This is a genomic window from Desulfovibrio sp. Fe33, assembly GCF_028532725.1.
Taxonomy (GTDB): Bacteria; Desulfobacterota; Desulfovibrionia; order Desulfovibrionales; family Desulfovibrionaceae; genus Pseudodesulfovibrio.
On record NZ_JAQKGU010000001.1, the window covers coordinates 502,477 to 526,633 of the forward strand.

22 protein-coding genes and 1 riboswitch are annotated in these 24,157 nt (G+C 62.5%); of the genes, 10 read left to right on the forward strand and 12 right to left on the reverse strand.

What is annotated here, in order from left to right:
* Nucleotide 1 precedes the first annotated feature (1 nt).
* The 3 genes from PSN43_RS02375 to PSN43_RS02385 form a co-directional block, all read right to left on the reverse strand.
* The gene (locus PSN43_RS02375; RefSeq protein WP_272699113.1) at nt 2-766 is read right to left on the reverse strand and encodes an ABC transporter ATP-binding protein; all 765 of its coding nucleotides are present in this window, start codon (nt 764-766) and stop codon (nt 2-4) included.
* A 9-nt stretch (nt 767-775) separates the two neighbouring features.
* Entirely contained in the window at nt 776-1,435 is a 660-nt protein-coding gene (locus tag PSN43_RS02380) for an ABC transporter permease (RefSeq protein WP_272699114.1), read from the reverse strand.
* 138 nt (nt 1,436-1,573) lie between these two features.
* Nucleotides 1,574-3,052, reverse strand: a complete 1,479-nt coding sequence (locus PSN43_RS02385; RefSeq protein WP_272699115.1) for a PP2C family protein-serine/threonine phosphatase — start codon at nt 3,050-3,052, stop codon at nt 1,574-1,576.
* Nucleotides 3,053-3,263: 211 nt separating this feature from the next.
* On the opposite strand from PSN43_RS02385, the gene PSN43_RS02390 reads away from it, so the two are divergent.
* Genes PSN43_RS02390 through PSN43_RS02400 form a run of 3 tightly spaced genes read left to right on the forward strand, consistent with a single transcriptional unit; the run spans nt 3,264 to nt 5,156 of the window.
* Nucleotides 3,264-3,869: a hypothetical protein gene (locus tag PSN43_RS02390; protein ID WP_272699116.1), complete on the forward strand. Its 606-nt coding sequence runs from the start codon at nt 3,264-3,266 to the stop codon at nt 3,867-3,869.
* Nucleotides 3,869-4,801: a hypothetical protein gene (locus PSN43_RS02395; RefSeq protein ID WP_272699117.1), complete on the forward strand. Its 933-nt coding sequence runs from the start codon at nt 3,869-3,871 to the stop codon at nt 4,799-4,801. The genes PSN43_RS02390 and PSN43_RS02395 overlap by 1 nt, the downstream gene beginning before the upstream one ends.
* Nucleotides 4,779-5,156, forward strand: a complete 378-nt coding sequence (locus tag PSN43_RS02400) for a PqqD family protein (RefSeq protein WP_272699118.1) — start codon at nt 4,779-4,781, stop codon at nt 5,154-5,156. Before PSN43_RS02395 ends, PSN43_RS02400 begins: the two co-directional genes overlap by 23 nt.
* 66 nt (nt 5,157-5,222) lie before the next feature.
* Here PSN43_RS02400 and PSN43_RS02405 read toward each other — a convergent pair whose 3' ends face one another.
* Both PSN43_RS02405 and PSN43_RS02410 read right to left on the reverse strand, forming a co-directional pair.
* Nucleotides 5,223-5,507, reverse strand: a complete 285-nt coding sequence (locus PSN43_RS02405) for a DUF4911 domain-containing protein (RefSeq protein ID WP_272699119.1) — start codon at nt 5,505-5,507, stop codon at nt 5,223-5,225.
* A 110-nt stretch (nt 5,508-5,617) separates the two neighbouring features.
* Nucleotides 5,618-6,619, reverse strand: coding sequence for an HD-GYP domain-containing protein (locus PSN43_RS02410; protein WP_272699120.1), 1,002 nt, complete (start codon nt 6,617-6,619; stop codon nt 5,618-5,620).
* 57 nt (nt 6,620-6,676) lie between these two features.
* Nucleotides 6,677-6,751: riboswitch (cyclic di-GMP riboswitch) on the reverse strand.
* Between the two features lie 108 nt (nt 6,752-6,859).
* Between PSN43_RS02410 and uvrA the strand changes: the two genes are divergently transcribed.
* A complete protein-coding gene (uvrA, locus tag PSN43_RS02415) occupies nt 6,860-9,622 on the forward strand; it encodes an excinuclease ABC subunit UvrA (protein ID WP_272699121.1) in 2,763 nt (920 codons plus the stop codon).
* Nucleotides 9,623-9,792: 170 nt separating this feature from the next.
* On the opposite strand, the gene PSN43_RS02420 is transcribed toward uvrA, so the two are convergent.
* Nucleotides 9,793-10,185 (reverse strand): 3D domain-containing protein, encoded by a 393-nt coding sequence (locus tag PSN43_RS02420; RefSeq protein ID WP_272699122.1) that lies wholly within the window; start codon nt 10,183-10,185, stop codon nt 9,793-9,795.
* Between the two features lie 109 nt (nt 10,186-10,294).
* On the opposite strand from PSN43_RS02420, the gene PSN43_RS02425 reads away from it, so the two are divergent.
* Complete coding sequence (locus PSN43_RS02425; protein WP_272699123.1) at nt 10,295-11,083, forward strand: hypothetical protein; 789 nt, start codon at nt 10,295-10,297, stop codon at nt 11,081-11,083.
* On the opposite strand, the gene PSN43_RS02430 is transcribed toward PSN43_RS02425, so the two are convergent.
* The gene (locus tag PSN43_RS02430) at nt 11,065-11,781 is read right to left on the reverse strand and encodes a glutamine amidotransferase (protein WP_272699124.1); all 717 of its coding nucleotides are present in this window, start codon (nt 11,779-11,781) and stop codon (nt 11,065-11,067) included. The two genes, PSN43_RS02425 and PSN43_RS02430, sit on opposite strands and share 19 nt — an antisense overlap.
* Before the next feature lie 150 nt (nt 11,782-11,931).
* Here PSN43_RS02430 and PSN43_RS02435 point away from each other — a divergent pair, with 150 nt between their 5' ends.
* Nucleotides 11,932-13,263, forward strand: coding sequence for a M48 family metalloprotease (locus PSN43_RS02435; RefSeq protein WP_272699125.1), 1,332 nt, complete (start codon nt 11,932-11,934; stop codon nt 13,261-13,263).
* Between the two features lie 182 nt (nt 13,264-13,445).
* Nucleotides 13,446-14,684 (forward strand): Fic family protein, encoded by a 1,239-nt coding sequence (locus tag PSN43_RS02440; RefSeq protein WP_272699126.1) that lies wholly within the window; start codon nt 13,446-13,448, stop codon nt 14,682-14,684.
* Nucleotides 14,685-14,743: 59 nt separating this feature from the next.
* Here PSN43_RS02440 and PSN43_RS02445 read toward each other — a convergent pair whose 3' ends face one another.
* From PSN43_RS02445 to PSN43_RS02465, 5 genes are all read right to left on the reverse strand, one after another.
* Nucleotides 14,744-15,757 (reverse strand): DUF362 domain-containing protein, encoded by a 1,014-nt coding sequence (locus tag PSN43_RS02445; protein WP_272699127.1) that lies wholly within the window; start codon nt 15,755-15,757, stop codon nt 14,744-14,746.
* 337 nt (nt 15,758-16,094) lie between these two features.
* Entirely contained in the window at nt 16,095-17,732 is a 1,638-nt protein-coding gene (locus PSN43_RS02450) for an AMP-binding protein (RefSeq protein ID WP_272699128.1), read from the reverse strand.
* A 96-nt stretch (nt 17,733-17,828) separates the two neighbouring features.
* Nucleotides 17,829-18,377 (reverse strand): helix-turn-helix domain-containing protein, encoded by a 549-nt coding sequence (locus PSN43_RS02455; RefSeq protein ID WP_272699129.1) that lies wholly within the window; start codon nt 18,375-18,377, stop codon nt 17,829-17,831.
* A gap of 175 nt (nt 18,378-18,552) precedes the next feature.
* Complete coding sequence (locus PSN43_RS02460; protein ID WP_272699130.1) at nt 18,553-20,193, reverse strand: AMP-binding protein; 1,641 nt, start codon at nt 20,191-20,193, stop codon at nt 18,553-18,555.
* 10 nt (nt 20,194-20,203) lie between these two features.
* Nucleotides 20,204-20,764, reverse strand: coding sequence for a helix-turn-helix domain-containing protein (locus tag PSN43_RS02465; RefSeq protein WP_272699131.1), 561 nt, complete (start codon nt 20,762-20,764; stop codon nt 20,204-20,206).
* A 318-nt stretch (nt 20,765-21,082) separates the two neighbouring features.
* Between PSN43_RS02465 and PSN43_RS02470 the strand changes: the two genes are divergently transcribed.
* Genes PSN43_RS02470 through PSN43_RS02480 form a run of 3 tightly spaced genes read left to right on the forward strand, consistent with a single transcriptional unit; the run spans nt 21,083 to nt 23,255 of the window.
* Nucleotides 21,083-21,820: a tetratricopeptide repeat protein gene (locus PSN43_RS02470; RefSeq protein WP_272699132.1), complete on the forward strand. Its 738-nt coding sequence runs from the start codon at nt 21,083-21,085 to the stop codon at nt 21,818-21,820.
* Between the two features lie 2 nt (nt 21,821-21,822).
* On the forward strand, nt 21,823-22,476 hold the full coding sequence (locus PSN43_RS02475; RefSeq protein WP_272699133.1) for an ABC transporter ATP-binding protein: 654 nt from the start codon (nt 21,823-21,825) through the stop codon (nt 22,474-22,476).
* On the forward strand, nt 22,473-23,255 hold the full coding sequence (locus PSN43_RS02480) for an ABC transporter permease (RefSeq protein ID WP_272699134.1): 783 nt from the start codon (nt 22,473-22,475) through the stop codon (nt 23,253-23,255). The genes PSN43_RS02475 and PSN43_RS02480 overlap by 4 nt, the downstream gene beginning before the upstream one ends.
* Nucleotides 23,256-24,157: the final 902 nt, after the last annotated feature.

A 24,157-nucleotide genomic window follows, 5' to 3' on the forward strand; every position in this document is an offset into this window, starting at 1 on the left:
GCTACGCTCCGGCTTCCCTGTGTCCGGTCAGCTTTTCGCCGATGGAGCCTATGGAGATGTCCAGCTCTTCACGCCGTTCGATGCGGTCCACCTGGCCGTCGCGCACCCAGACCACGCGGTCGGACACGTTGAGCATCTTGTAGTCGTGGGTGGCCGAGATGACCGTGACGCCGCGCTCCTGTGAGAGCATCCGCAACAGCTCGATGATCTCCTCGCCGGTGGTCAGGTCCAGGTTGCCGGTGGGCTCGTCGGCCAGGACGATGGACGGGTCGTTGGCCAGGGAGCGGGCCACGGCCACGCGCTGCTGCTGGCCGCCGGACAGCTCCAGCGGTTTGTGCTGGAACCGTTCGCCCAGCCCCACCAGTTTGAGCAGTTCGATGCCCTTGTCCTGGGCGTCGTCCGCGTTCATGCCCGCGAATGTCATGGGCAGGGTCACGTTTTCCAGCGCGGTCATGACCGGGATGAGGTTGAAGGTCTGGAAGATGTAGCCGATCTTGCGGTTGCGGAGCCACGCCAGCTCGAAGGCGTCCAGTTGGGAGATGTCCACCTCGTCGATGAAGACCTTGCCCTCGGTGGGTTTGTCCAGGCCGCCGATCATGTTGAACAGGGTGGATTTGCCCGAACCGGACGGTCCCATGATGGAAATGTATTCCCCGGCGAAGATTTCCAGGTCCACGCCCTTGAGCGCTTCCAGTTCCATCTTGCCCATGGTGAAGGTTTTTCTCACGCCGATGACGCGGACTATGGTTCGTTTGTCGTCGCTCATGGAATATCCTCAATGTTCCGCGCGCATGGCCTTGATCGGGTCCATGCGCGCCGCCAGCAGGGCGGGGTAGAGCACGCCGAGAAGGCTCAGGAGGCAGCCCGCCAGGGTCGCCAGCCCGACGGAGCCGAGCGCCGAGGCCAACGGCATGTGCGCGAGGGAGGAGAAGCCGAAGCGCGCGGCTCCGGCCAGCATGGAAAAGACGCAGCCCAGGACCGCCCCGGCGAAGGCCCCGGCCAGGCCCTGCATGGCCGCTTCCAGCAGGAACAGGCGAAGGATCATGGAGTCCAGGGCGCCCAGGCATTTCATGACGCCGATTTCGGAGAACCGCTCGGTCACGGACATGAGCTGGGCGTTGACTATGCCCACCGTACAGACCAGCAGGGACAGAATGACGATCCAGCGCTCCTTGGCCGACATGGCCACGGCCTCGCGGGCCATATCCACGTCGTAGCCCGCCTGGGACAGGGCCCTGGCCGCCTCGCGCCCGCCGCTTTGGAGCATACCCGTGGCGATGTCCAGGTTGACCAGGACGAAACTCAGGAACGATACGGCCAGGACCAGGCTGGAGACCGTAATCATGGAGCGGAAGAAACGGACCTTCAAACTCTTGAAGCTGATCTCGACGGATTTCGAGAATGGCAGCGAAATGAGTCGTTCCGGTTTGCTCATGAGTGTTCCTTCAGGGGGAAGATGCTGGATTATTTCACACTCAGCATACAGTTTCGCATCGTTCTAAACAAGCAGAAATAGGAATCAGTGTCCAAGAAAACACAGGGTTGTAGCAAGATCGTCGAAGCCGAGGCCTGGTTATCGGGCCACGCCCTTTACCACCACCACGGTCAGGTCGTCTTCGCGTTTGCCCGGGCCGGAAAATTCCAGGACCCGGTCGCTGACGGCTTGCAGAATGTCCTGCGCGCTCCTGTCCCGGTTCTCGCGGAGGATGTCTTGAAGCCGCTCACGGCCGAACATTTCGCCCTTTGCGTCGTGAGCCTCCCAGACGCCGTCCGTGGTGATGAGCAGTATTTGCCCGGGCGCGGGTTGTTTCATGACCTCTTCGTGATATTCCCATTCGGGTTCCACGCCGAGGGGGATGTCCCGTCCCTTGAAGTCGGTAAAGGCGTCGGTGGCGGGGTCGTAGAGAACAGGGGGCTGTTGCCCGGCGTTGATCCAGGTGATGTTTTCCTCGAGCGGGTCGATTACCATGAAAAACAGGGTCATGAACCGGCCTGTTTCGCCGATGTCCCTGGTGAGGTGCAGGTTGGCCCGGCGGATGGATTCGGCGGCCGAGCCGGGCGTGGCCGCGTTCTGGCGGATGACGGCGCGGCCCGCGGTCATGAGCAGGGCCGCTCCGATGCCGTGTCCGGACACGTCGCCCACGGCCACGGCCAGTCTGCCGCACCCGTCCAGGTCGCATCCGATGAAGTCGTAGAAGTCGCCTCCGGTTTCATCCGAGAACAGGCTTGCGCCCGCGATGTCCAGTCCGGGCATGTCCGGCGCGGCCTTGGGCAGGAAGTGCTGCTGGACCTCCTGGGCGATAAGCAGCCCCTCGCGCATCCGCACGCCCTCCCGCAACCGGTTAATCATGGTGTTGGTGTACCCGGCGATGACGCCCATCTCGTCCGATGTGGTCACGGGCACCTTTCGGGAGAGGTCTCCCCGGCTGACGTTCTCCAGGACCGTGGTTTGGGTGTTGAAGAGGATGCGCATGTTCCGGGCGTACGAGATCACCAGATTGGTGACCATGATCGTCAGGAACCCCATGACGAATAGGATTTCCACCAGGACTACGCGGCCGATGATGTCCAGCGTGCCGAGGTTCAGGTCCTGGGTGGCGAGCCAGCCGATATCGCGGATGAGGACCAGGATGATGATGGCCGTGCTCAGGATAAGGATGAGTACGGCGATGAGCGAGAATTTGCGGGTCATGGGAATGAGCCGGGCGGGCGGATCGTAGGCGGCGTTGCCCGCCAGCGCGTTGCGGATGACCTGCCGCTCCCGGGCCAGGGCCATGTCCAGGCCCGCGAAGAGCCCGATGGTGAAGATGCCCAGAACCAGCTTCATGCCGCTTCGGGCCAGGGGAAAGCTGAATACGGCCAGGAGGACGAGGGCCGAGACGAACCCGGCGGCCAGGAACAGGCCGAGGTCCATCTGGAACTGGCGCAGGGGCTGCCGCCGTGGGCGGGCGGTTTCCACCATTCGCTGTTCGAGCATGGGACGCACCGCCCAGGCCGCGGCCAGGGGGATGAAGATGACCAGTCCGAGCTCCCAGACCGGGAGCTGCGCCATGAAGGGTCAGACCTGGCCGCCGTAGACCGAGCCGCCCGCCACGGCCAGCGAACAATAGAGAAGCGGTCGCCAGACGGTCATGGCCGGTTCATTGCTCATTCATTCCTCCATGTCGGTTGCCTATTTCTTTGCCAATCGGCATGATGTCGTTTAATCATAGGATGTGTCCATTGCGCGGACAAGTCTTAATTAAACCAAAGGCGAAGTACCCATGAGAAAAGCATTCCCGCTGCTGATCGTCCTGGCGGTCCTTTTCGCGACCTCAGCCTCTGCCGCCGACGGGTTCCCCAAATCCATAGCCGGGTTCACCCTCGGCGAGCCCATGGAGCGATACGGGCAGTATTGCCGCATGGAGCAGGCCCTTCCCGTGTCCGACGCGCCGTTCCTGTCCGAAGTCCTCATCAAGCCCGACGCCCTGCCCGGGGTGCGCGGGGGCAGCCTCGCGTTCGGCAATTGCAGGAACAAGGACCGTCTGGTGCGCGTCAAACTCAAGTTCAACGACCGGGGACAGGGGTTCTTCGACAAGCTGTATGAGCGCTACGAGGACGCTTTCGGCGAGCCGGACAAGTATCTGGGCGACGCCTTCAAGAACGTCATCGCCTGGGAATGGTTTTTCAGGAACGACAAGGGAGAACAGATTTCCCTGGTGCTCATGTGGAGCCGCGACAAGGAAATCCGGCCCGGCGTGTCCATCAAGATGACGTACGGGAGTCTCATGGACGAGGAGTACGAGTGCTACATGGCCGGGTTCGAGGGTGCTCCGAACGGTCCCGGCAAATCCGTAATCCGGTCCCTGGACACCTACGTGCCGCGCTGATGATGGTTGATTTCGCCTGGAACGGGATCGGCCTGGCCGCCCCCGCGGACTGGGAGCCTTCCGCCATCGAGCGGGACGGATTGTTTCTGGCCGACGGCTCGGGGCCGGTCTGCGAACTCAAGTGGAACCGGGTGCAGGGGGCCTTCTCCTTTGACAGGCACCTGAAAAGGCTGACCAAGGGCAACAAAAACGCCGAGGTCCGCGCTGTGGAGCCGGACGAGGTCCCGCCCGACTGGGCAGGGGCCGTGAACCGGTTGGCCGAATCCGGTCTTCGCGCCCGGAGTTTCGTCTGGCGGGCCGGGGAGAATCGAGGCCTGGGCGCGGCCCTGCATCATCCCGGCACGGGCCTGGCCTGCCTGGTTCAGTTCTTCATCCGTTCGGAGGCTGACGAGGGGCCGGCCGCCCGGGTGATGGCCACCCTGCGCGACCACACCGCCGGGAAGACCATGCCGTGGGCCATGTTCGGCCTGGCCGCGAGAGTCCCCGCGGATTTCGCGCTCGATACCTTTTCCTTCAGGCCGGGACATTACCGGATGTCTTTCTGGCGTTCCGCCTCGGGCGGACGGTCCGGGCGCGCGCCCGCAGGCAAGGGGCCGGGCGTTCGGCTCGATTTCGAACGGTTCGCCCCGGCGTCGGCCCTGCTCAAGGAAACGACGCTGGAAGCGTGGTGCCGCGACAGGCTGGCCCATGCGCCGCCCGCGTCCCTGCCCATGGAGGGCGATTCCGGGCGCGTTTCCTGGCGCGGCGATGCGCGGACGTCTTTCCTGCGCAGGGCTTTGCGCCGGGTAGTCCGGACCAGCGGCCGGGCATGGCTTACGGACGCGGGAAACGCCGTTTTGGCGGTCACGGCCACGGGCACAGTTTCACTTGCCGAATCCGTTTTCAACGATATCTGCGGGAGTTTTACCCTTGTTCCGGAAGAAACGGCCTGAGCCGGTCATATCCCGAGCCGAGGCCCTGGGAATGATCCCGGTGCGCAACGAGGCGGTGGAGGAGACCGAGCTTCCCGGCGGCCTGGTCAGGCTGGCCTATCCCCTGGCGGTCAAGCCGTGGTTCGGCCGCCTGGCCGACAAGGTGGGGCTGTGGGACGGCAGGCCCATGACGAAACGGGTGGAGCTGGACGAGATGGGAACCTTCGTCTGGCGGCGCATCGACGGCCGCAACTCGGTCCGCGCAATAGCGGAAATGTTTGCCGAGGCCTACGAGGTCCAGCTTCGCGAAGCCGAATTGTCGGTCACCGCCTTCATCAAGACTATCGGCCAGCGCGGCATGATCGGGTTGAAATAACGCGCCCTGGGGCTGGCGTCCGCCGTGGTGGCCGTGTCGCCCTGCGGGCGGCGCGTCTGCGTATGGTTAGGATTCCCGCAACGGGGCGGGCAGGATCTCCAACTTCATCTCCGTGCCCGCCGCCTTGAGGAAGGTCCTCACCTCGCGTTGGAGGTGCGGGCTGTAGCGCAGGACAAGGATTCCCTTGAATTTGTTGACCACGGTGAACACGCCGAGGTTGTCGTATCCTTCCAGGATGAACCGGAAGAGTCCGATGTCGCTCGGGTCGACGCGCACGTATACGCGGTCGGACCACTGCGGGGCGGGAGGGCAGACCCTTTTGCGGGGCCTGCGGCGCGAAGATGATGCCATGGACGCTCTCTAGCCTCAGCTTGCGCAAAAGGCAAACACGTTTTCCCGGCGTACCGCCCCGCGTTTGCGGCGGGCCTCGCATCTTCCGCCCCGCACACGCGAAATGCCCGCTAGGAGGTCAGATCGGCCTTGGCCAGCACCTCGATGAGACGCCTGAGCATTTCCGTGTCGAACGCGCTTCGCATGGACTTGATCCTGGTCAGGGCTTCGAAGGGCGTCAGGCGGCGTCCCGTGCGGCCGCGCGTGAGGTTGTCGTATTCGTTGCAGAGGATGAGCGCCTTGACGTAGGACGGCAGCATGGCCCCGGTGGAGCCGGAGGGATAGCCCAGTCCGTCCTCGCGTTCGTGATGGAAAAGGATGCACTGCAACGTCTCCTGGGGCATGGGCAGGCCCGAGCAGACGCCCACGCCCAGGGCGGGATGGGATTTGACGAGGTCTTTGTCCTCGCGGCTCAGCGCATCGAACTTCTTGGTGAAGACTTCCCGCGGCAACTCGATTTTGCCTATGTCGTGCAGGATGGCACCCATGCCCACGGCCACAAGGAGTTCGGAATCCTCCTTCATGAACGAACACAGGGTGGTCACGGTCAGGACCATTACCCCGACGCCGTGGTGGAAGGATTCCTCGCCGTCGCGTATGAACCGGGCGAGCTCCTTGAGGGCGTCCTCCCTGGAAAGGAACTTGAGGGAGTCGGCGATGAGCTTGCGGATGCGCTGAAAATGCCTCCTGTCTATGGGCGCCGGCAGGGAGCTGTCGAAGGCTTCCCGGGCGAGCGCCACGGTGGCGTCGCTCCAGACGCGGGCGCGCTCACCCACGGGGATGCTCTCGTCATCCAGGATTTCCAGAATGTTTTCCTGCACATAGCGGGTGAAGTCGTCATAGTCCGAGGCCCGGACGTAGAGATGGTCCACGCCGAGCAGGGATAGCCGCTGCTTGTGCGAGTCGGTGAACAGCTCTCCTTTTTCCGCATACAGGACGTATTTCCCGCCCTGCTTCAGGTATACGGAAAAGCCGCCCACCCGCGAAGGAATGACCATGTAGGGTGAAACCTTGACCATGGCCCGGCCGTTGCCGCCGTGCGCGCCGTTGTCGGCGGAAGGGATATTGTCCATGCGTTCTCCTTGCCATATGCCGTGGCCGCGTGAAGTCCGCAAGGTGTCGGTGGGAGCTTCGGCAACCCGGCTGCCTGCGTGAGGCCCGTGGCTTTCCGTCCCCGTCTCGCAACGGGTTTGGCATTGTCTCTATTCACGCATATACGCGCTGCGTACGGACCTGTAAAGGATGGATGGCGGGGCGGATGATTCCTTCGCCTCCGCGCTTGCCTTGCCTGCGAGAATGATTACTCTCTGCCGATGCATACCACCGACTCCAAATCCATCCATATAGAAGGCGCCCGGCACCACAACCTCAAGAATCTGACCCTGGACATCCCCCGCGAAAAGCTGGTGGTCATCTGCGGTCCGTCCGGGTCGGGCAAGTCCACGCTCGCCTTCGACATCGTCTACGCCGAAGGCCAACGACGCTACGTCGAATCCCTGTCCGCGTACGCCCGCCAGTTCCTGCCCCAGATGGACAAGCCGGACGTGGACAAGGTCGAGGGGCTTTCCCCGGCCATATCGCTGGAGCAGCAGACCTCCACCCGCAACCCGCGTTCCACCGTGGGCACCGTGACCGAGGTTTACGACTTTCTGCGCGTCTTCTTCGCCCGCCTGGGCAAGTTCTACTGCCCGTCCTGCGGCAAGCCCATCGAGGCGCAGACCACGGACGAGATAGTGGAGACCGTCATGGGCATGGAGCCCGGCTCCAAATTCATGCTGCTGGCGCCGCTGGTGGAGCACCAGAAGGGCACCCACAAGGACCTTTTCGCCAAGCTCAAGAAGGAAGGCTTCGTGCGTGTGCGCGTGGACGGCGCGCTCTACTCCCTGGACGAGGTCCCTGAGCTGGAAAAGAACAAGAAGCACACCATCGATCTGGTGGTGGACCGCCTGGTGCTCAAGGACGGCATCAAAAAGCGGCTGGCGGATTCCGTGGAGCTGGCGTTGGAAAAGGGCGACGAACGCATGATCGTTTCCGTGATCGGCGGGGAAAATGCGGGCGACATCTTCATGTCCACGCTGTCCACCTGCCCATCCTGCAAGATTTCCATGCCGAAGCTCAGCCCGCAGCTCTTCTCGTTCAACTCGCCCCAGGGCGCATGTCCGGTCTGCAACGGTATCGGCTCGGTGGAATATTTCGAGCCGGACCTCATCGCGCCCAACAAGGGATTGTCCCTCAACGAAGGCGGAGTAATCCCCTGGAAATCCGCTTACCGCCAGGACAAGTACGCTCCGTTGTTGAAGAAGCTCGGCAAGAAATTCGGTTTCACCCTGGATACCCTCCTGGCCGACTACTCCGGCGAGGCATGGGCGGCGCTTTTTTACGGCGATCAGGAAACAGGCTGGCCGGGCGTGGTGTCCATTCTCGAATACGGCCAGCAACAGGCGGGCGTATGGGATCACTGGACCGCCCGGTTCCAGCAGTCCAAGCCGTGCCCGGCCTGCGAGGGCGCGCGCCTCAAGCCCGAATCCCTGGCCGTGCGCGTGGCCGACAAAAACCTGGTGGAGTTTACCTCCATGTCCATCCAGCGCGCTCTGGAATGGCTTGAGGGGTTGAAGTTCTCCGGCCACGAGACCCTCATTTCCGAGCCGCTCCTCAAGGAGTTGACCCACCGCCTCGGGTTCATGGTCAACGTGGGGCTCGAATATCTTTCCCTCGGCCGCAACATGGCCACGCTCTCGGGCGGCGAGGCCCAGCGCATCCGGCTCGCCTCACAGCTCGGATCCGGCCTGGTGGGCGTGACCTACGTGCTCGATGAGCCGTCCATCGGCCTGCATCCGCGCGACAACCAGCGGCTCATCGACACCCTGCGCTCGCTCCAGTCCAGGGGCAACACGGTGCTCGTGGTCGAACACGACGAGCCGACCATCCGCGAGGCCGACCACGTCATCGAGATCGGCCCTTCCTCCGGCTGGCTGGGCGGCGAGATCGTGTTCCAGGGGCCGGTGGATGAACTGCTCAAGGCGGATTCCCTGACCGGCAAGTACCTGCGCGGCGACATGTTCATCGAGCCGCCCAAGACCCGGCGCAAGCCCACGGGCCATATCTCCCTCCGAAAAGTCCAGACCAACAACCTCAAGAACCTGGACGTGGACATCCCCCTCGGGGTGATGACCTGCGTGACCGGCGTGTCCGGCTCGGGCAAGTCCTCCCTGGTCATGGACTCCCTGTACAAGCATCTTCTCCTGCATCGCGGGCAAAAGGCCAGTGATCCAGGAAAGATCGGCGGCATAGAAGGGCTGGATTCCATCGAGAAGGTCATCTCCATCGACCAGTCGCCCATCGGCCGCACTCCGCGTTCCAACCCGGCCACCTACACCAAGATATTCGATGAGATCCGCAAGATATTCGCGGGGGCCAAGGAGTCGCGCAAGCGCGGCTATGCGCCCGGCCGGTTCTCCTTCAACGTCAAGGGCGGCCGTTGCGAGGCGTGCAAGGGCGACGGCCAGATTCGCGTGGAAATGCATTTCCTGCCCGACGTCTACGTGACCTGCGAGACATGCAAGGGCAAACGGTACAATGCCCAGACTCTCGAAGTGGAATACCGGGGCAAGACCATCGCCGACGTCCTGGACATGACCGTGCGCCAGGCCCGCGAGTTCTTCTCCAACCACCCGGCGCTCATGCGCAAGCTCGACGTGCTCGCCGACGTGGGACTGGAATACGTGCGCCTCGGCCAGCCCGCCACCACCCTGTCCGGCGGCGAGGCCCAGCGCATCAAGATATCCCGCGAGCTCGGCAAGCGCTCCCTGCCCGGCGCGCTCTACATTCTCGACGAGCCAACCACCGGACTGCACATGCACGAGGTCGGCAAGCTCATCCGGGTGCTGCATCAGCTCGTGGACAAGAACGCCACCGTCATCGTCATCGAGCACAACACCGACGTCATCATGGCCTCGGACCATGTCATCGACCTCGGCCCCGGCGGCGGCGAGCACGGCGGCCGCATCGTGGCATCCGGCACCCCGGAAGAGATCATCGCCAGCCCGGATTCCGTCACAGGCCAGTTTTTGGTGTAGGGGGGAGCCTCCGGCGGCCCCTCCGGGGAGGCCGGGGCGCTGCCCTGGACCCGCTCAAGGCCGAGGGCCTTGAGAATCCCATTGCCGCCTTCGGCGGGGGATGAAACAGATGCGGCGGCCCATCCTTCATGGATGGGCGGCCGCATCTGTCCGCAAGGCCGACAGTGCCGTCAGCGCCAGTAAATCCGTGCCGTGCGTTCGCCGAATCTGCGGGCGGCTTTTACGTTCATGCCGAAGTAGATGTCTATCCGTTGCGTGAACCGTTGGTTCATCTTGTCCAGGACGATATAGGGGCCGTCGAAGCCGTCGATCCAGACTTTGGTTTGGTTGTCCAGGCCAAGCTCGATAAGGTCGCGGGATACCGCAATGGCCTTCATGCCGGGTTTGAGCCGGTTGTTCCAGGCTGCCCTGTGCGGGTCCCCGTCGGTCTGGGCGGGAGTGGAGTTGTAGGCCGTGACCGAAACCTCCAGGCTGTTCCAGAACAGCCTGTTCGGCTGGCTCATTCCGTAGCCGAGCGCGATGACCAGCACGCCGGCGGACAAGAGGATGAGAGCGCGTTTCATACGCTCCCATACCTCAAATAGGCGATAAGGGGCAAGTCGCCCCGATTCCCGGGCCGCGCGCCATGTTCCCTTTGCCCACGCCGGGCCATCTGTGCTATGCACGGAAGCGATGCAATCCGTCCTGCGACATACCCTGACCTGTCTCCGGACAACAAGCCGCCGCGCAGTCCTTGCGGCCGCGTGCGTCGCGCTGTGCCTGCTTGCGGCCGAGCCCGGCCATGCCCGCGAACCCTATCGGATCGGCTATTCGCCCGACGCCATGGTTCACGTGGAGGCCAAGAAACGGTTGGAAGCGGTCTACAAGCGTGCGGGATTGCCGGTGGAGTTCGTGTCCATGCCCACAAAACGCTCCCTGGTCCTTGCCTGCGACGGCGTTCTGGACGGGGACGCCGGACGTATTCCCAACCTGGAGCAGAACTTCCCCACGCTGATTCGGGTGAATGTCGAGCTCATGGAGCTGATCGGAACGGCCTATGTGCTCAAAAATCGGAAGATCGAGCGGTTCGACAAGAGCCTGCTGGACGAAATGGCGGTGGGAGCGGTCAGGGGAGTCATCTGGGCCGAGCGGGTCATGGCCGGACGCCCGCTTGTTTTGGTCAACAATTATGAGACCCTGTTCAGCATGTTGCAGGAGGGGCGCATCGGCCTGGCTCTGGGGAGCAAGCTCAGCGCCGAAAAGACCTTTCGCGATCACGCGGGACGGTTTGACATGATTGTGGGGCTGGACCCGCCCGCCTGCAGGACTCCTTTCTATCACTACCTGCACGAAAAGAACTCGGGCATCGTGCCCAAGCTGCAAAAGGCCCTGCGGGAACTCCGTTCCGAGGGCTACCGGCTCGGCGGGGCGGCTTCCCCCGCTTCTCCGGAAACGGACGCCGTTCAGCGGGACAGGCAGTAGGCAGCGAACCGTTCGAGAAGGGACGCGGATTCAGGCGTGTCTCGGACCGTGGTCCGGATGCGGGCGGCGTCCAATCCTTGTTCAGCCAATTCCAGCTCACGCCGGGCGATGTATTCGAGGATGGCGGGCGCGTCGAACTCGGGATGGAACTGTACGCCCCAGGCGGCTTCGCTCACCCGAAAGGACTGGTGCGGGTCGTGCGCGCCCGTGGCCAGGAGCGTCGCCCCAGAAGGCAGTTCGAGAGCGGTCTGGGAATGAGTCACATGCCCCGGGAAGGTCCGCGGCAGGTCGCGAAATATGGGATCGTCGCCGGCCGCTTCGGTCAGCGTGACATCCGTCGTGCCGATCTCCAGCCCGTCCGGATGGTAGCCCGCTCTGCCGCCCAGGGCGTCCGCCATGAGCTGGTGGCCGAAGCAGATGCCGAGCAGGGGCAGCCGGGCGTCCACGGCGCGCCGTATCCAGGCTTTGGCGTCATCTATCCATCCGAACCCGTCAGTGACCATGTCGTGGGAGCCGGTGATGACGCCGCCTGCGAATTCTTCCGGGGCGGGCAAGGGTTCTCCGGCCTGAGCGTCGACGCTCACCCACCTGTCGCAGGCGAGCCTCATGCCCTGCGCGGTCCAGTCCACGAAATCGCCTCGCTCCGCAGCGTAGTCGGCATAGGTGCCGCCGGTTTTCACAATCAGGATCTTTTTCATTTTTGTCCTACGAAAATGTAGTTTATTTAAGCTATTAAGAGAATAATGTAGCAAGCGGGGCGGGGTGTCAACTCCGTGCGCGCTGCGGCCTCGGGGTTGAACTGGAGGTAGGATTTACGGTATTGAACAGGCAACAACCGGGAGATGACAATGAAATCCGTACGAATCCGTTCGCGCCTTACGCGGCGGGAGTTTCTCAAGGCCGGGGCCATGACCGCGGTCGCCGCCGGAGTGGGGGGATGCGCCAAGAATCCCGTCACGGGCCAGAGCCAGTTCATGCTGGTCAGCGAGGAGCAGGAAATCCAGATGGATCGCCAGGCCTCGCCACAGCAGTTGTCCAACGATTACGGCTCCACCCAGGACAAGGCCCTGAACGAGTACGTGTCCGGCGTGGGCAAGTCCCTGTCCGATACGTCCCACCGGCCGCAGATGCCCTACAACTACCACGCGGTCAACGCCAACTATGTGAACGCATACGCCTTTCCCGGCGGCACCATCGCCTGTACCCGCGGCATCCTGCTCGAGGTCGACAACGAGGCCGAGATGGCCGCGCTGCTCGGCCACGAGATCGGCCACGTCAACGCCCGGCATACGGCTTCGCGCATGAGTTCGCAGATGGTCGTGGGCGGGCTGGCCACACTGGGCGGCGCGGCCATCGGGGCCAAGTACGGCGGCGCATGGGGTTCCGTTGCGGGCGGCCTGGGCGGTCTCGGGGCGGGATTGCTTCTGGCCTCCTACAGCCGCGACGACGAGCGGCAGGCCGACGCGCTGGGCCTGGAATACATGACTCGCGCGGAATACAACCCCGAAGGCATGGTGGGCCTCATGGAGATGCTCAACGAACAGCACAACCGCGAACCCAGCGCCCTGGAAGTCATGTTCGCCACTCATCCAATGAGCGCGGAGAGACTGGCCACGGCCCGCCAGGAGGCCAGCAAGAAATATTACGGAGCCAGGCAGTACGCCTTCTACCGCGAGCGGTACATGGACCACACCGTGAACCTCCGCAAGATCGGCCCGGCCATCCGGGACATGCAGGATGCGGAAAAGCTCGGAGGAGAGAAAAAGTACAATCGGGCCGAAGAAAAAATGGGCACGGCCCTGCGGCTTGCGCCCGAGGACTACACCGGCCTTCTGCTTATGTCCAAGCTGCTGATCGCGCAGGAAAAGTACAGCGAGGCCCTGCCGTATGCCCGACAGGCCAGGGAAGTGTATCCCGGTGAGGCTCAGGCCAATCAGGTGGCGGGCGTACTCCTGATCCAGGCCAAGGAGTACGAACAGGCCCATGAAGCTTTTGCGGCCTATGAAAAAGCGCTTCCGGGCAACCCCTACGCGACGTTCTTCATGGGGTACGCCCAGGAGGGCATGGGCCGCCGCAAGGAGGCGGCCGAAGACTATTACAAGTTCCTCCAGCAGGTGAACCAGGGCAACCAGGCGCAGCACGCCTACAACCGGCTGGTGGAGTGGGGGTATGTGAAGTAGGGGCCTCGAGGTATGCCGGACGGGAAAAGGAAGGTTCAATTCCTTTCTCAGATCGCCGATTAAACCGCTCAAAAATCAATTTTAAAGAATGGTTTCAAAAATTATAATATTTGTATATACAGATAGTTGTGGGTGTATGAAGATCGCCGATAAAAACGCTCGTTTTTTGTGAGGTTAAGTGCATGATTTTCTGGCCTATGGTGATTCCGGAGCAGGCCGAGTTGGGGCCGTTGAAAGACATGGCCCAGGAAGTGATCTCGTCGTCCGCCTCCCTGGAAGGGCGCGTCGCGCCTGCAACGGCGAAGGCCCTCGGAGGCAACCTCCGGCTTCTCAATAGTTACTACAGCAATCTCATCGAAGGGCATAAGTCTTCCCTTTTGGCCATCGAGCAAGCCCTGGAAAAACGGTACGACCGGAACTCCGAAAAGCGGTACGCCCAGGATTTGTGCGCGGCGCACATCCTGGCCGAGGAGGATCTGACCGCCCTGCTGGACTCCCGCAAGGGGGAGAACGTGGCCGGAGTGGATTTTCTGAAGCTCATTCACTCCACCTTCTACCGCCATCTGGCTCCCGAGCATTTGTTCACGCACGAGGAAAATGGCTTTACCGACATCCCCGTCATGCCGGGGGAGCTCCGCGACCGGCCCATAGCCGTGGGACCCAATGCGGCCATGGGAGCCGCCATCGGGCCTGAGCCGGGGGAAGATTTGAGACGGGGCATGGACAAGTTCGCCGAAGACTACGACCAGAGACGGTTCCACGGCGATGAAAGGCTGATCGCCATGGCCTCGGCGCACCATCGCCTGACCTGGCTGCATCCCTTCAGGGACGGGAACGGGCGGGTGACGCGGCTGTTCTCCACGCTCTATATGGCCGGTTGCAACATCAACCGCTCAAACCTGTGGTCGTTGTCCCGCGGCCTGTCCAGGCGGAAAGACGAGTACATGGTCAATCTGTTTTCCTGCGATCCGCCCCCGGATGGCGAAGTATCCCTGGCCGAGCGGAGCGATCTGCTCGCGGGATTGGTTGAATTCGTTTTCGGGGTCTGCCTGGACCAGATCCATTTCATGGATCGGCTGCTTTCGCTACAAACCCTCGACGAACGGATCGAGTGGTTTGTGGACGCCAATTCCACCAAACGGGGAGGGGAGCTGCATCCCGATTCCTCGCGCCTTCTCCGCGCCGTTTTTATGCGGGGGGAAATCCCGCGAGGCGAAGCCGGAACGATCATGAACAAGGCGACGTCCACCGCCCGGCGGGTGGTGAGGAATCTGGTGGATGCCGGACTGTTGACCTCGACGACGCCGAAGTCGGCCCTGCGGGTGGCCCTGCCGACCAAGGCCCTGCCCTTCTACTTCCCGGACCTCTACGACCCGAGCGTGGTGGGCGAGGAATACTACAAAATGATCATGCGCAAATAGCGCGCCCTTCCACGCTCGGTTTTCGTCCGCGTGAGAGGAAGTTCGGCTCGGAAGGCGGATCAGGCGTTCAGTTCCTTTCGGATGCGCTTCACGAAATCCGGGGCTTCCGCGCCGACGGGAACGAGTTCGATATCCCGGGCGCCGGATGCGCCTATCCCGGCTTGGGCGGCGCGGCGGAGCTGTTCCTGGTCGAAAACACGCCCCTTACCGACCTCCGGCGTGGTGCCGTACATGCGCAGGATGGCGACGCCGACCGCGTCCACGGCCACAGGGTCCGTGCCCGCTATGATGGCGTTGATCGATACTTCGGTTCCCCGATGCGGCCCGCCGTCGACAAAGGCCGACATGCCGTCCATGACGATGAGGTCGTTGCGGAACGCCTGGCTGATTTCGGCGATGAGCGTGCGCTGCAAGGGGGAGGAGTGCAGCTCGGACATATAGTTGTAGCCGTTTCCGGGATCGTATTTGGCGATGGCCCCCACCGCGTTTTTCAGGGACATGGTGAAGTGTCCGCCGAACTGGTGGGTCTTGAGGCAGCAGGTCTGGACCACCTTGTCCGCTTCCGCGAAGTGGCGTTCCAGGAGGAAGCCCCTTTTCCAATGGGTTCCGGGCGGCGTCTCGCGTACAAAGCCGTCTTCACCCAGGCCGTCCATGACCACCACCTCGAAGCCCGCAGTCTCGGCGACGCGGTACGCGCCCATCTTTCGCAGGACGGACCCGGTGTCGCCCATGCCGCTGCGTTCGACCAGGGTCATCGGTCCCGCTCCCGCGCCTTTGAGGGCCAGGGCCAGGGCGAGCAGGGTGTCCGGATGGGTGGAGGCCGGGAACGGGTCCGCGCTGTTGTAGTTGGCCTTGAGAGCCACGGACTTTCCCTTGAAATCGGTCAGGTCGAATTGGGCAAGGGCCTGCTCGACGCCCTTGGCGCGGTCTCCCGTACGGACCACCGCGACCCTGGCCCGCGGCGGCGGCTCCGCGCCGCGCACCGGCCTTACTCCCGCCAGCAGTCCGGCCCCGAGGGCCAGCATGGTCTTGACGCACCTTCGCCGATTCATCATCCGCTCGAAAACGTCCATAGGGAGTCCTCCATTCCTATTTCATACGAGGAACGGCGGAATCTGTAAACCACGCCCGGAAAGGACGGCGTTGAAAAAAAGACCTATATATTTAACGCCCCCTTTTCACGGCAGAACGCGGCAGAGGGAAAAAAGCCCGCGCCGGAGGCGCATACAGGGGATGCAAGGGTGTGAGCCCTTGCCCGCCGGAGGCGAAATCACCCGACTATTGCCGCGAAGCGGCTTTCAACACCTGCTTTTTCGTCTTCAAGAAGTAAAAGGGAGGGTTCCCCAAAAAAGGGAGGAGGGAAGATACGGCCCGGGAAAGGGGAATCCCTTTCCCGGGCCGCTGTAGGAGCTATCGGCCCAGCTTGGCCAGGTCGGCTTCGCGGATTTCCTTGCGTTTGATCTTGCCCGAGATGGTCTTGGGCAGTTCTTCCACGTATTCGATGACGCGCGGGTACTTGTACGGCGCGGTCAGCTCGCGGACAAAGGCTTGGAGTTCCTTGGTCAGGGCCTCGGAAGGCTCGTATCCGGGAGCGAGAACAACGGTGGCCTTGACCAGTTGTCCGCGCACGTCGTCGGGGATACCGGTGACGGCGGCCTCGATGACCGACTCGTGGGCCACCAGGGCGGATTCGACTTCGAAGGGTCCGATGCGGTAGCCCGAGGACTTGATGAGGTCGTCGGTGCGGCCCATGAACCAGAGGTAGCCGTCCTCGTCGGCCCAGGCCTTGTCGCCGGTATGATACCAGCCCGCGCACTTGACCGAGGCGGTCTTCGCCGGCTCGTCCATGTAGGAGTCGAACAATCCCATGACGGGCTTGTCGATGCGAATGCAGATTTCGCCTTCCTCGCCCTGCGGCACGAAGTTGCACTCATCGTCCATGAGCGCGATCTCCCAGCCGGGAACGGGCTTGCCGATGGAGCCCGGCTTGGGCTTCATGAACTTGAAGGTAGCTACTTGCAGGGTGGTTTCGGTCTGGCCGTAGCCCTCGTAGATGGGCAGGCCAACGGCCTTTTGCCAGGCGTGGAAGACCGAATCGTTGAGCAGTTCGCCCGCCGTGGTGCAGTGACGCAGGGCGGAAAGGTCGAACCGGGACAGGTCTTCACGTACAAGGAAGCGGTAAATGGTCGGCGGCGCGCAAAAGGTGGTGATCTTGTTGTCGGCTATGACGCGCAGCAGGGCGGCGGGATGGAACTTGCCCCGGAAGTCCCAGACGAAAATGACCGCCTTGGCCATCCACTGGCCGTAGAACTTGCCCCAGACGGACTTGCCCCAGCCCGTGTCGGATACGGTCAGATGGATGTCGCCTTCCTCCAGGTCGTGCCACAGGGCGCCGGTGGTGTAGTGGGACGCGGCGTACTTGTGGTTGTGCATGACCATCTTCGGCAGCCCGGTGGTGCCGGAGGAGAAAAAGATGATAAAGGGATCGTCCCCGCCGGGGGAATCCGGGGTGCGCGGAAAGCTCGGATCGCCCGAGGCCACGAGGTCCTCGTAGCCGAACCAGCCGTTTTCGGTCTCGCCGCCCACCTGCACCAGCAGGTTCAGGCCGGGACATTTGGGCCTGGCCCTGTCCACGCGCTCGACAATGGATTCGTCGCAGATGATGGCCGTGATGCCCGCGTAGTTGACGCGCTCGGTGATGTCCTTGCGGGTCAGAAGCGAGGGGGAGGGAATGGGCACCGCGCCGATGCGGTGCAGGGCGAGCATGACCACCCAGTACTCCACGCGCCGGTAGAGGACGAGCATGATCCGGTCGCCTTTCTTCACGCCTTTGGCGGCCAGGGAGTTGGCCAGCCTGGAAGAGGATTCCTGGAAGAAGCCGAAATTGAAGTCGCGCCGGTTGAAATCGTCGTCCACATGAATGAGCGCGAGAGCGTCGGGGTCCTTTCCGTCCAGGACGTCAAAGGCGAAGTTGAAGTTCTCGGGGCATTCGGGTGTGAAACGTTGGCAAAAATCTTTGTAGTCGGCGTATTCTTCTTTGGTAAACATGGGTTTTCTCCGTGATTCAGATCGGATATCGTGATTTTTTATGGCAGCAAAAATCGTAGGATTTTTCCGGGCGGGTCGGATTTTCTCCGACCGGCCCTATAGAATCACGTCGAGAAAACGAACCGGCTTGCCGTCCAGGCCGCGCAGGGCGTGGGGCGTTTCGGAATTGAAATAGAGGGAATCGCCGGGTTCGACGATGATCGGCTCCCCGCCGAGGCGTACTTCGAGACGGCCTTCGAGCACGTAGATGAACTCCTGGCCGCGATGGGCGGTTTCGACCATATCGTCCCCGGACTTGGGCGGGACCGTGATGAGGAAAGGCTCCATCTCGCGTCCGGCGAACTTGTAGCCGAGCGACTTGTAATCGTAGTCCTTGCGCCGGTCCACGGCGAATCCCTCGTCCTTGCGCACAAGCGAATAGGACTTGAGATGCGGTTCGCGGCCCGAGATGAGCGTGGTCAGGTCCACCCGGCACAACCGGGAGACGTCGAGCATGTAGCCCACCGGGATTTCCACGGTCCCGGATTCATAGGTCAGCACCTTCTCCTCGGACACTCCGAGCAGGTCGGCCATCTCCTTGGGCGTCCAGCCGACGCCTTCCCGCACGCCCACCAGACGGGGCGCGATTTCCTTGTACTGTTCCATACATTCCTCCTGGAATTTGCATCCGGCGGCAGGGACATGGTCCCGGTCCGGCGGGAAAGCCCCTTTCCCGCTTCCGGCCGCGCCGCCGGTTTTGCCCTACTCCCTGCCGAAACGAACGGCAAGGACGCCGGGGAGCCTCCCGATGGAGGCCCTCCCGGCAATATGCACTATATCTCTACGCGTCGGGCCACAAATCCGAGGCCATTTCGCGAAGTTTGTATTTCTGGATCTTGCCGGATGCGGTCATGGGGTAGGCGTCCAGGAAGGTCACGTATTTCGGGATCTTGTACCGGGAAATCTTGCCCCGGCAGAAGTCGACGATGTCTTCGACCTCCAGGTCCGCGTCATCCTTGCGGATAACGAACGCGCCGACCTCTTCGCCGAACTTGCCGCTGGGAACGCCCGCCACCTGCACGTCGAGGACGCCGTCCATCAGGTAGAGGAACTCCTCGATCTCGCGCGGATAGATGTTCTCGCCGCCGCGGATGATCATGTCCTTGAGGCGGCCGGTGATGGACAGGTAGCCGTCCTCGTCCATGACGCCGAGGTCGCCCGAGTGGAGCCAGCCGTCCTTGTCGATGGCTTCCTTGGTCGCCTTTTCGTTGTTGTAGTAGCCCTTCATGACGTTGTAGCCCCGGCAGCAGACCTCGCCGGTGACGCCGCGAGGACACTCTTCGTTGGACTCGGGGTCGACAACGCGGACCTCGATCTCGGGCATGGCCCGGCCGACGGTCTCGGTCATGTGCCTGAGGCTGTCGCCGACTACGGTCTGGCTCATGACCGGGCTGCCCTCGGTTAGTCCGTAGCAGATGGTGATTTCGCGCATGTTCATCTTTTCGATGACCCGCTTCATGACCTCCACAGGGCAGGGCGAACCGGCCATGATCCCGGTGCGCAGCGACGAATAGTCGAATCTCGCGAACAACGGATGGTCGAGGATGGCGATGAACATGGTGGGTACGCCGTACACGGCCGTACACCGTTCCTGGTCGATGGCGCCCATAACGTCCAGGGGGGCGAAGTCCTCCAGAATGACCATGGTCACGCCATGGTTGACCGCGGCCATGACGCCGAGCACGCAACCGAAACAGTGGAACAGGGGCACGGTCAGGCAGAGCCGGTCGCCGGGCACGAAATTCTGGTTCGCCCCGATCCAGTACCCGTTGTTGACGATGTTGTAGTGGGTCAACTGCACGCCCTTGGGGAACCCTGTGGTGCCGGAGGTGTACTGCATGTTGACCACGTCGTGCGGATCGAGGGACGCCTGGCGTTCGGCGTACTGTTCGTCGGAGATCATGGCGGACATGGCCTGTAGCTCGGGGATGGAGTACATGCCCCGGTGCTTCTCGTGGCCCAGGTAGAAGACCCGCTTCAGATGCGGGAATTTCTCGGTCCGCAGGTGCCCCCTCTCCTGGGTGCGCAGTTCCGGCACCAGGTCGTAGGTGGAGGTCAGGTAGTCATGGTCGCGGTACTGGCCGATGATGAACAGGTTCTCGGTCTCGGAATGCTTGAGCAGGTACTCCAGCTCATGGGAGCGGTAGTGGGTGTTGACCGTGAGCAGGATAGCTCCGATCTTGGCCGTGGCGAACTGCAACGCCACCCAGTAGGGCACGTTGTTGGCCCACACGGCCACTTTCTCGCCCTTCTTCACGCCGAGCCCCATCAGCCCCTTGGCGATGGTGTCGGTAAGTTCGTCGAACTCGGCGTAGGTCAGGCGGAAGTCGCGGTCCACATAGACCACGGCCTCGGTATCGGGATGCTTGTCGGCGGTCTCCTTGAGGAGGTTGCCGAGGGTAATTTCGCGAAGCGCCTTCATTCGTCCCCCCTTATTCCGGGAAATAGAGGACGGCGTAGATTTCGGCCTTTTCCTCTCCGCCGCAGGCCACGTTGTGGGGCACTATGGAGTTGAAGTAGATGGAGTCGCCGGTTTCGAGAATCTGCTCCTCCTGGCCGTATCGGACCCGCAGTTTGCCGGAGTGGACCACGATGAATTCCTCGCCTTCGTGGGAGGACATGGCGTTGTCCTTGCCGGATTCGGGCATCAGCTCGATGAAGAACGGCTCCATGTGGCGGTCGGTCTTGCCCTTGCCCAGGGAGTGGAAGATCAGCCCGGCTTCCTTGCCGTCCGGGTGCATGATGATTTCCTGCTCGCGTTCGTCCAGGCGGGTAATCAGCGGATCGCTCGAAACCTGATCGTCCAGGAAGGTTCCCAATCGTACTCCTAGCGCGCGAGCCAGCTTAACCAGGGGCCGCAGGGAGGGGTACATTTCCTCTTCCTCAACGGCACGGATGAAGTTCTCGGACAAGGTGGTTCTGTTGGACAGATCCTCGATGCTCAGATTCTGCTTTTCGCGGTAGGCACGAATCCTCTTCCCGATCGTAGTCATGTTCTTTCTCCGTTTTCGATGCCACAGGTGCTGGCGCAAGGTTTCTTCCGATTTCGACGGAACGCCGGGGACGTCCGCCGTCCCTGCCTTTAGCGGATATACGGCCGATTGTCACCTTTTGGCGAAATCGCTCCCCGGCGGATGGGGGGCGGTTGCGTTCGGTCAGGGCCGGGTGTATCTTCGCCCTTCGCTCGCAACCACAGAGCACGAGGCAGCAAAGTGACCCCAGAATCTACTCATTCCGCGGGCCTGGTCCGCAAGGAATCGCACCCAGCGCGTAGCGTTTCCGGACGCGGCGCGCTCCCCGCCGATGTACGCGTGGAGAAAATATCCGGCGCGTTTTCCACGAAGTCCGAGGCCGTCGTCGGCTCGGGAGCTACCCGGCGCAAGGTCGTCAGGAAGGCCTACTGGTATGCCGAGGAGGCCGAACAGTCGGACGACGGCGTGCGCATGATTCTGGTCAGGCCCCTGAACGGCAATAAAGTGCCGTCCGGCTCCGGCGAGACGCTTCCGCTGCCCGACTTCCTCGCCCGTTTCAGCCCGGAACTGGAATTCTACCAGACCGAGGTCTACCCCCGTATGCGCGAGCTTCGCGACACCCTCCTGCGGGCCGAGGAGCAGCGCGGCCGGGGCGCTCTCTACTCCGCGCAGTTCGAATTCGAATCGGCCCTGGGGCTGGACGAACAGAACGTCCGGGCAAATTTCGGCCTGGGGCTCACCTACATGCAGCGGGGTGACGCAGACAAGGCGGGCGACATCTTCAAACGCGTGGTCTCCCTGGACGCGGCCTTTTCTCCCGAGCACAAGCACCTGTTCAACGAGTTCGGCATCAGCCTGCGCAAATCCGGGCTCACGGACCAGGCGGTGGAATATTACTCCCGGGCGCTGGAGATCGCCGACGATGACGAAAATCTCCGCTACAACATTGCCAGGGCCCAATTCGAACGCGGTGACGAGGCCGAGTGCAGGGCCAACCTGATGAAGGCCCTGGAGATAGCCCCGCTCATGGACGAGGCCAATCGATTCCTGGATTTTCTCAACAAGAGGAAGGGCTAGGCGTGCCCCTCGCCCTGGACCGGGTCTCCTTCGCCTACCCTGACGGTCCGGCCATCCTCAAGGATGCGGACCTCGTTCTCGAGACCGGCGGCTATCATCTTCTGCGCGGTCCGTCCGGCGCGGGCAAGTCCACGGTGCTCAGGCTCCTCTGCCGCCTGGAGGAAGCGCAGGGCGGAACCATTTCCTTCAAGGGCGCGCCCATTCGGGACATCCCCCCGGCCGGACTGCGCCGGAGCGTGGCCTATGTGCAGCAATTGCCGACCCTGCTGCCCGGAACCGTGCGCGAGAATTTGCTTTTGCCGTTCAGCTTCAAGGCCAATGCGTTGTTGTCGTCTCCTTCCGACGAGGACATGGCCGAGCGGCTCTCCGATTTTCTGCTCCAGGGCGTGACTCTCGACTCCCGGGCCGACAAGCTCTCCGTGGGCCAGGCCCAACGGGTGTGCCTCATCCGCTCCCTGCTCCTTTCGCCCGAGGTCGTCCTTCTGGACGAGCCCACCGCATCCCTGGACGCCCACTCGGCGGGGGTTGTCCTGGACCGCGCCCGGGAGCTCTGCGAAAGCGGAGTAACCGTGGTCATGATCTCCCACTCCGAGACCGTCCCCGAGGGCGTGACCCGCTTCATCTACATCGAAAAACAGGGGCTGGTGATGGCATGACCCCGCACATCATCGAAATAGGCCCGTTGCAGCTCGCCCTTTGTCTCGGCTTCGTGCTTTTGGCGGGCGTGACGTCCTTCACGCACCGGCTCGGATTGGGCCGCGACCTGGCCGTGGGCACGGTCCGCACGTTCGCTCAGCTCTTCCTCATGGGCTATGTGCTCAAGTTCGTTTTCGAGGTGCGTATCTCCTGGCTGGTCATGACCATGTTCATCATCATGGTGGCCGCCGCGGTGCATACCATTCGGGGACGGGTCAAGGAGCGGACCGTATCGTTCGCCGTTCCCGTCTTCCTGTCCATGCTCGTGTCCTACGCCCTGGTCTCCGTGGTCGTCACCGGGGTGATCGTGGGCGCGAAGCCGTGGTGGACGCCCCAATACTTCATCCCCCTGGCGGGCATGATAGTGGGCAACTCCATGACCGCCATATCCATCTGCCTGGACAGGCTCTTCTCCGACCTCAGAAACCGCCGCAACGAGGTGGAGATGAAACTCGCCCTCGGCGCGGACTACCGCGAGGCGTCGCGGGAGATTCTGGCCGGGGCCATGCGCGCGGGGATGATCCCGTCCATCAACTCTCTCATGGCCGTGGGGCTGGTTTCCCTGCCCGGCATGATGACAGGCCAGATTCTGTCCGGCACCGACCCGCTCATAGCCATCCGCTACCAGATAGTGGTCATGCTGATGTTGGTTGCGTCCACCGCTCTGGGGTCGCTGATCGTCACCAATCTCGTGCGGAAACGGTGTTTTTCCCAGGGGCAGCAGCTTTTGTTGAGGTAGCCCTAGGGGGGGCGAAGTTTTTTTGCGGGTTGGTGCGCGATCACGGTAAGCCGTGCGCGCCGTTGGCGCGAGAGCCAGTGAAGGGGCAAAGCCCCTTCAGCCTCCATGCCCTCCCGGCGGGGTCCATTTCTTTTGCTGGGCCCAAAAGAAATAGACGAAAGAAAAGGGCCTTTTCCTAGCGCGGCCGCCCCGGGATCATCTGCAAGAATCCGATCCGCTCGGGTCGGCTCCATCCGAGCAAAAGTATAAGCCCTTTCCCGCTGGCCAGCTTCCCACTCTCGCCAGCCCTTCCTTCCTCGTCACCGGAGCCGCCGCCCCTTCGCGGTCGGCTTCTAGGCCGCTGATCCAGGGCTGGTGCTCGTAGTAGACTATTTGCCTTGCGTTCGCCTTGGGGAGGGCCTTCGAGAACGAAGAGCCGGAAATAGGTCTTATTGATCTAGAAGAGCGGATCTCGCTTGCGCGGGAGACGTTCGAAAGCCGGGGCCTAGAGCCTGTCTGAAGCGGCGAAGCGTAGGCCGACTGCGTCCGCCGCAGGCGGACATCCTGTCGGGCAGCGAAAGCCGCTACAGGCTCTTGGCCACTGCTTTCGGGAGCTGAAAGGGCCGAAAAGCGCAGTTTTTGCTTCCTTTTTTCTGCGCCAGCAAAAAAGGAAGTCGCCGTAAAGGCGAAACAAAACGTGATGAGAACGCGCACGGTCTGCCGCGAAGCGCGGCACACCGTCACGCGCTCTCCTCCCAAAAAAACAAAGATGGAAGGCCATCCTAAGGGGCGGCTTTTTTTGACGGAAAGAAGCGCGCCTTTGGCGCGAGAGCCAGTGAAGGGGCTTTGCCCCTTCAGCCTCCATGCCCTCCCGGCGGGGTCCATTTCTTTTGCTGGGCCCAAAAGAAATAGACGAAAGAAAA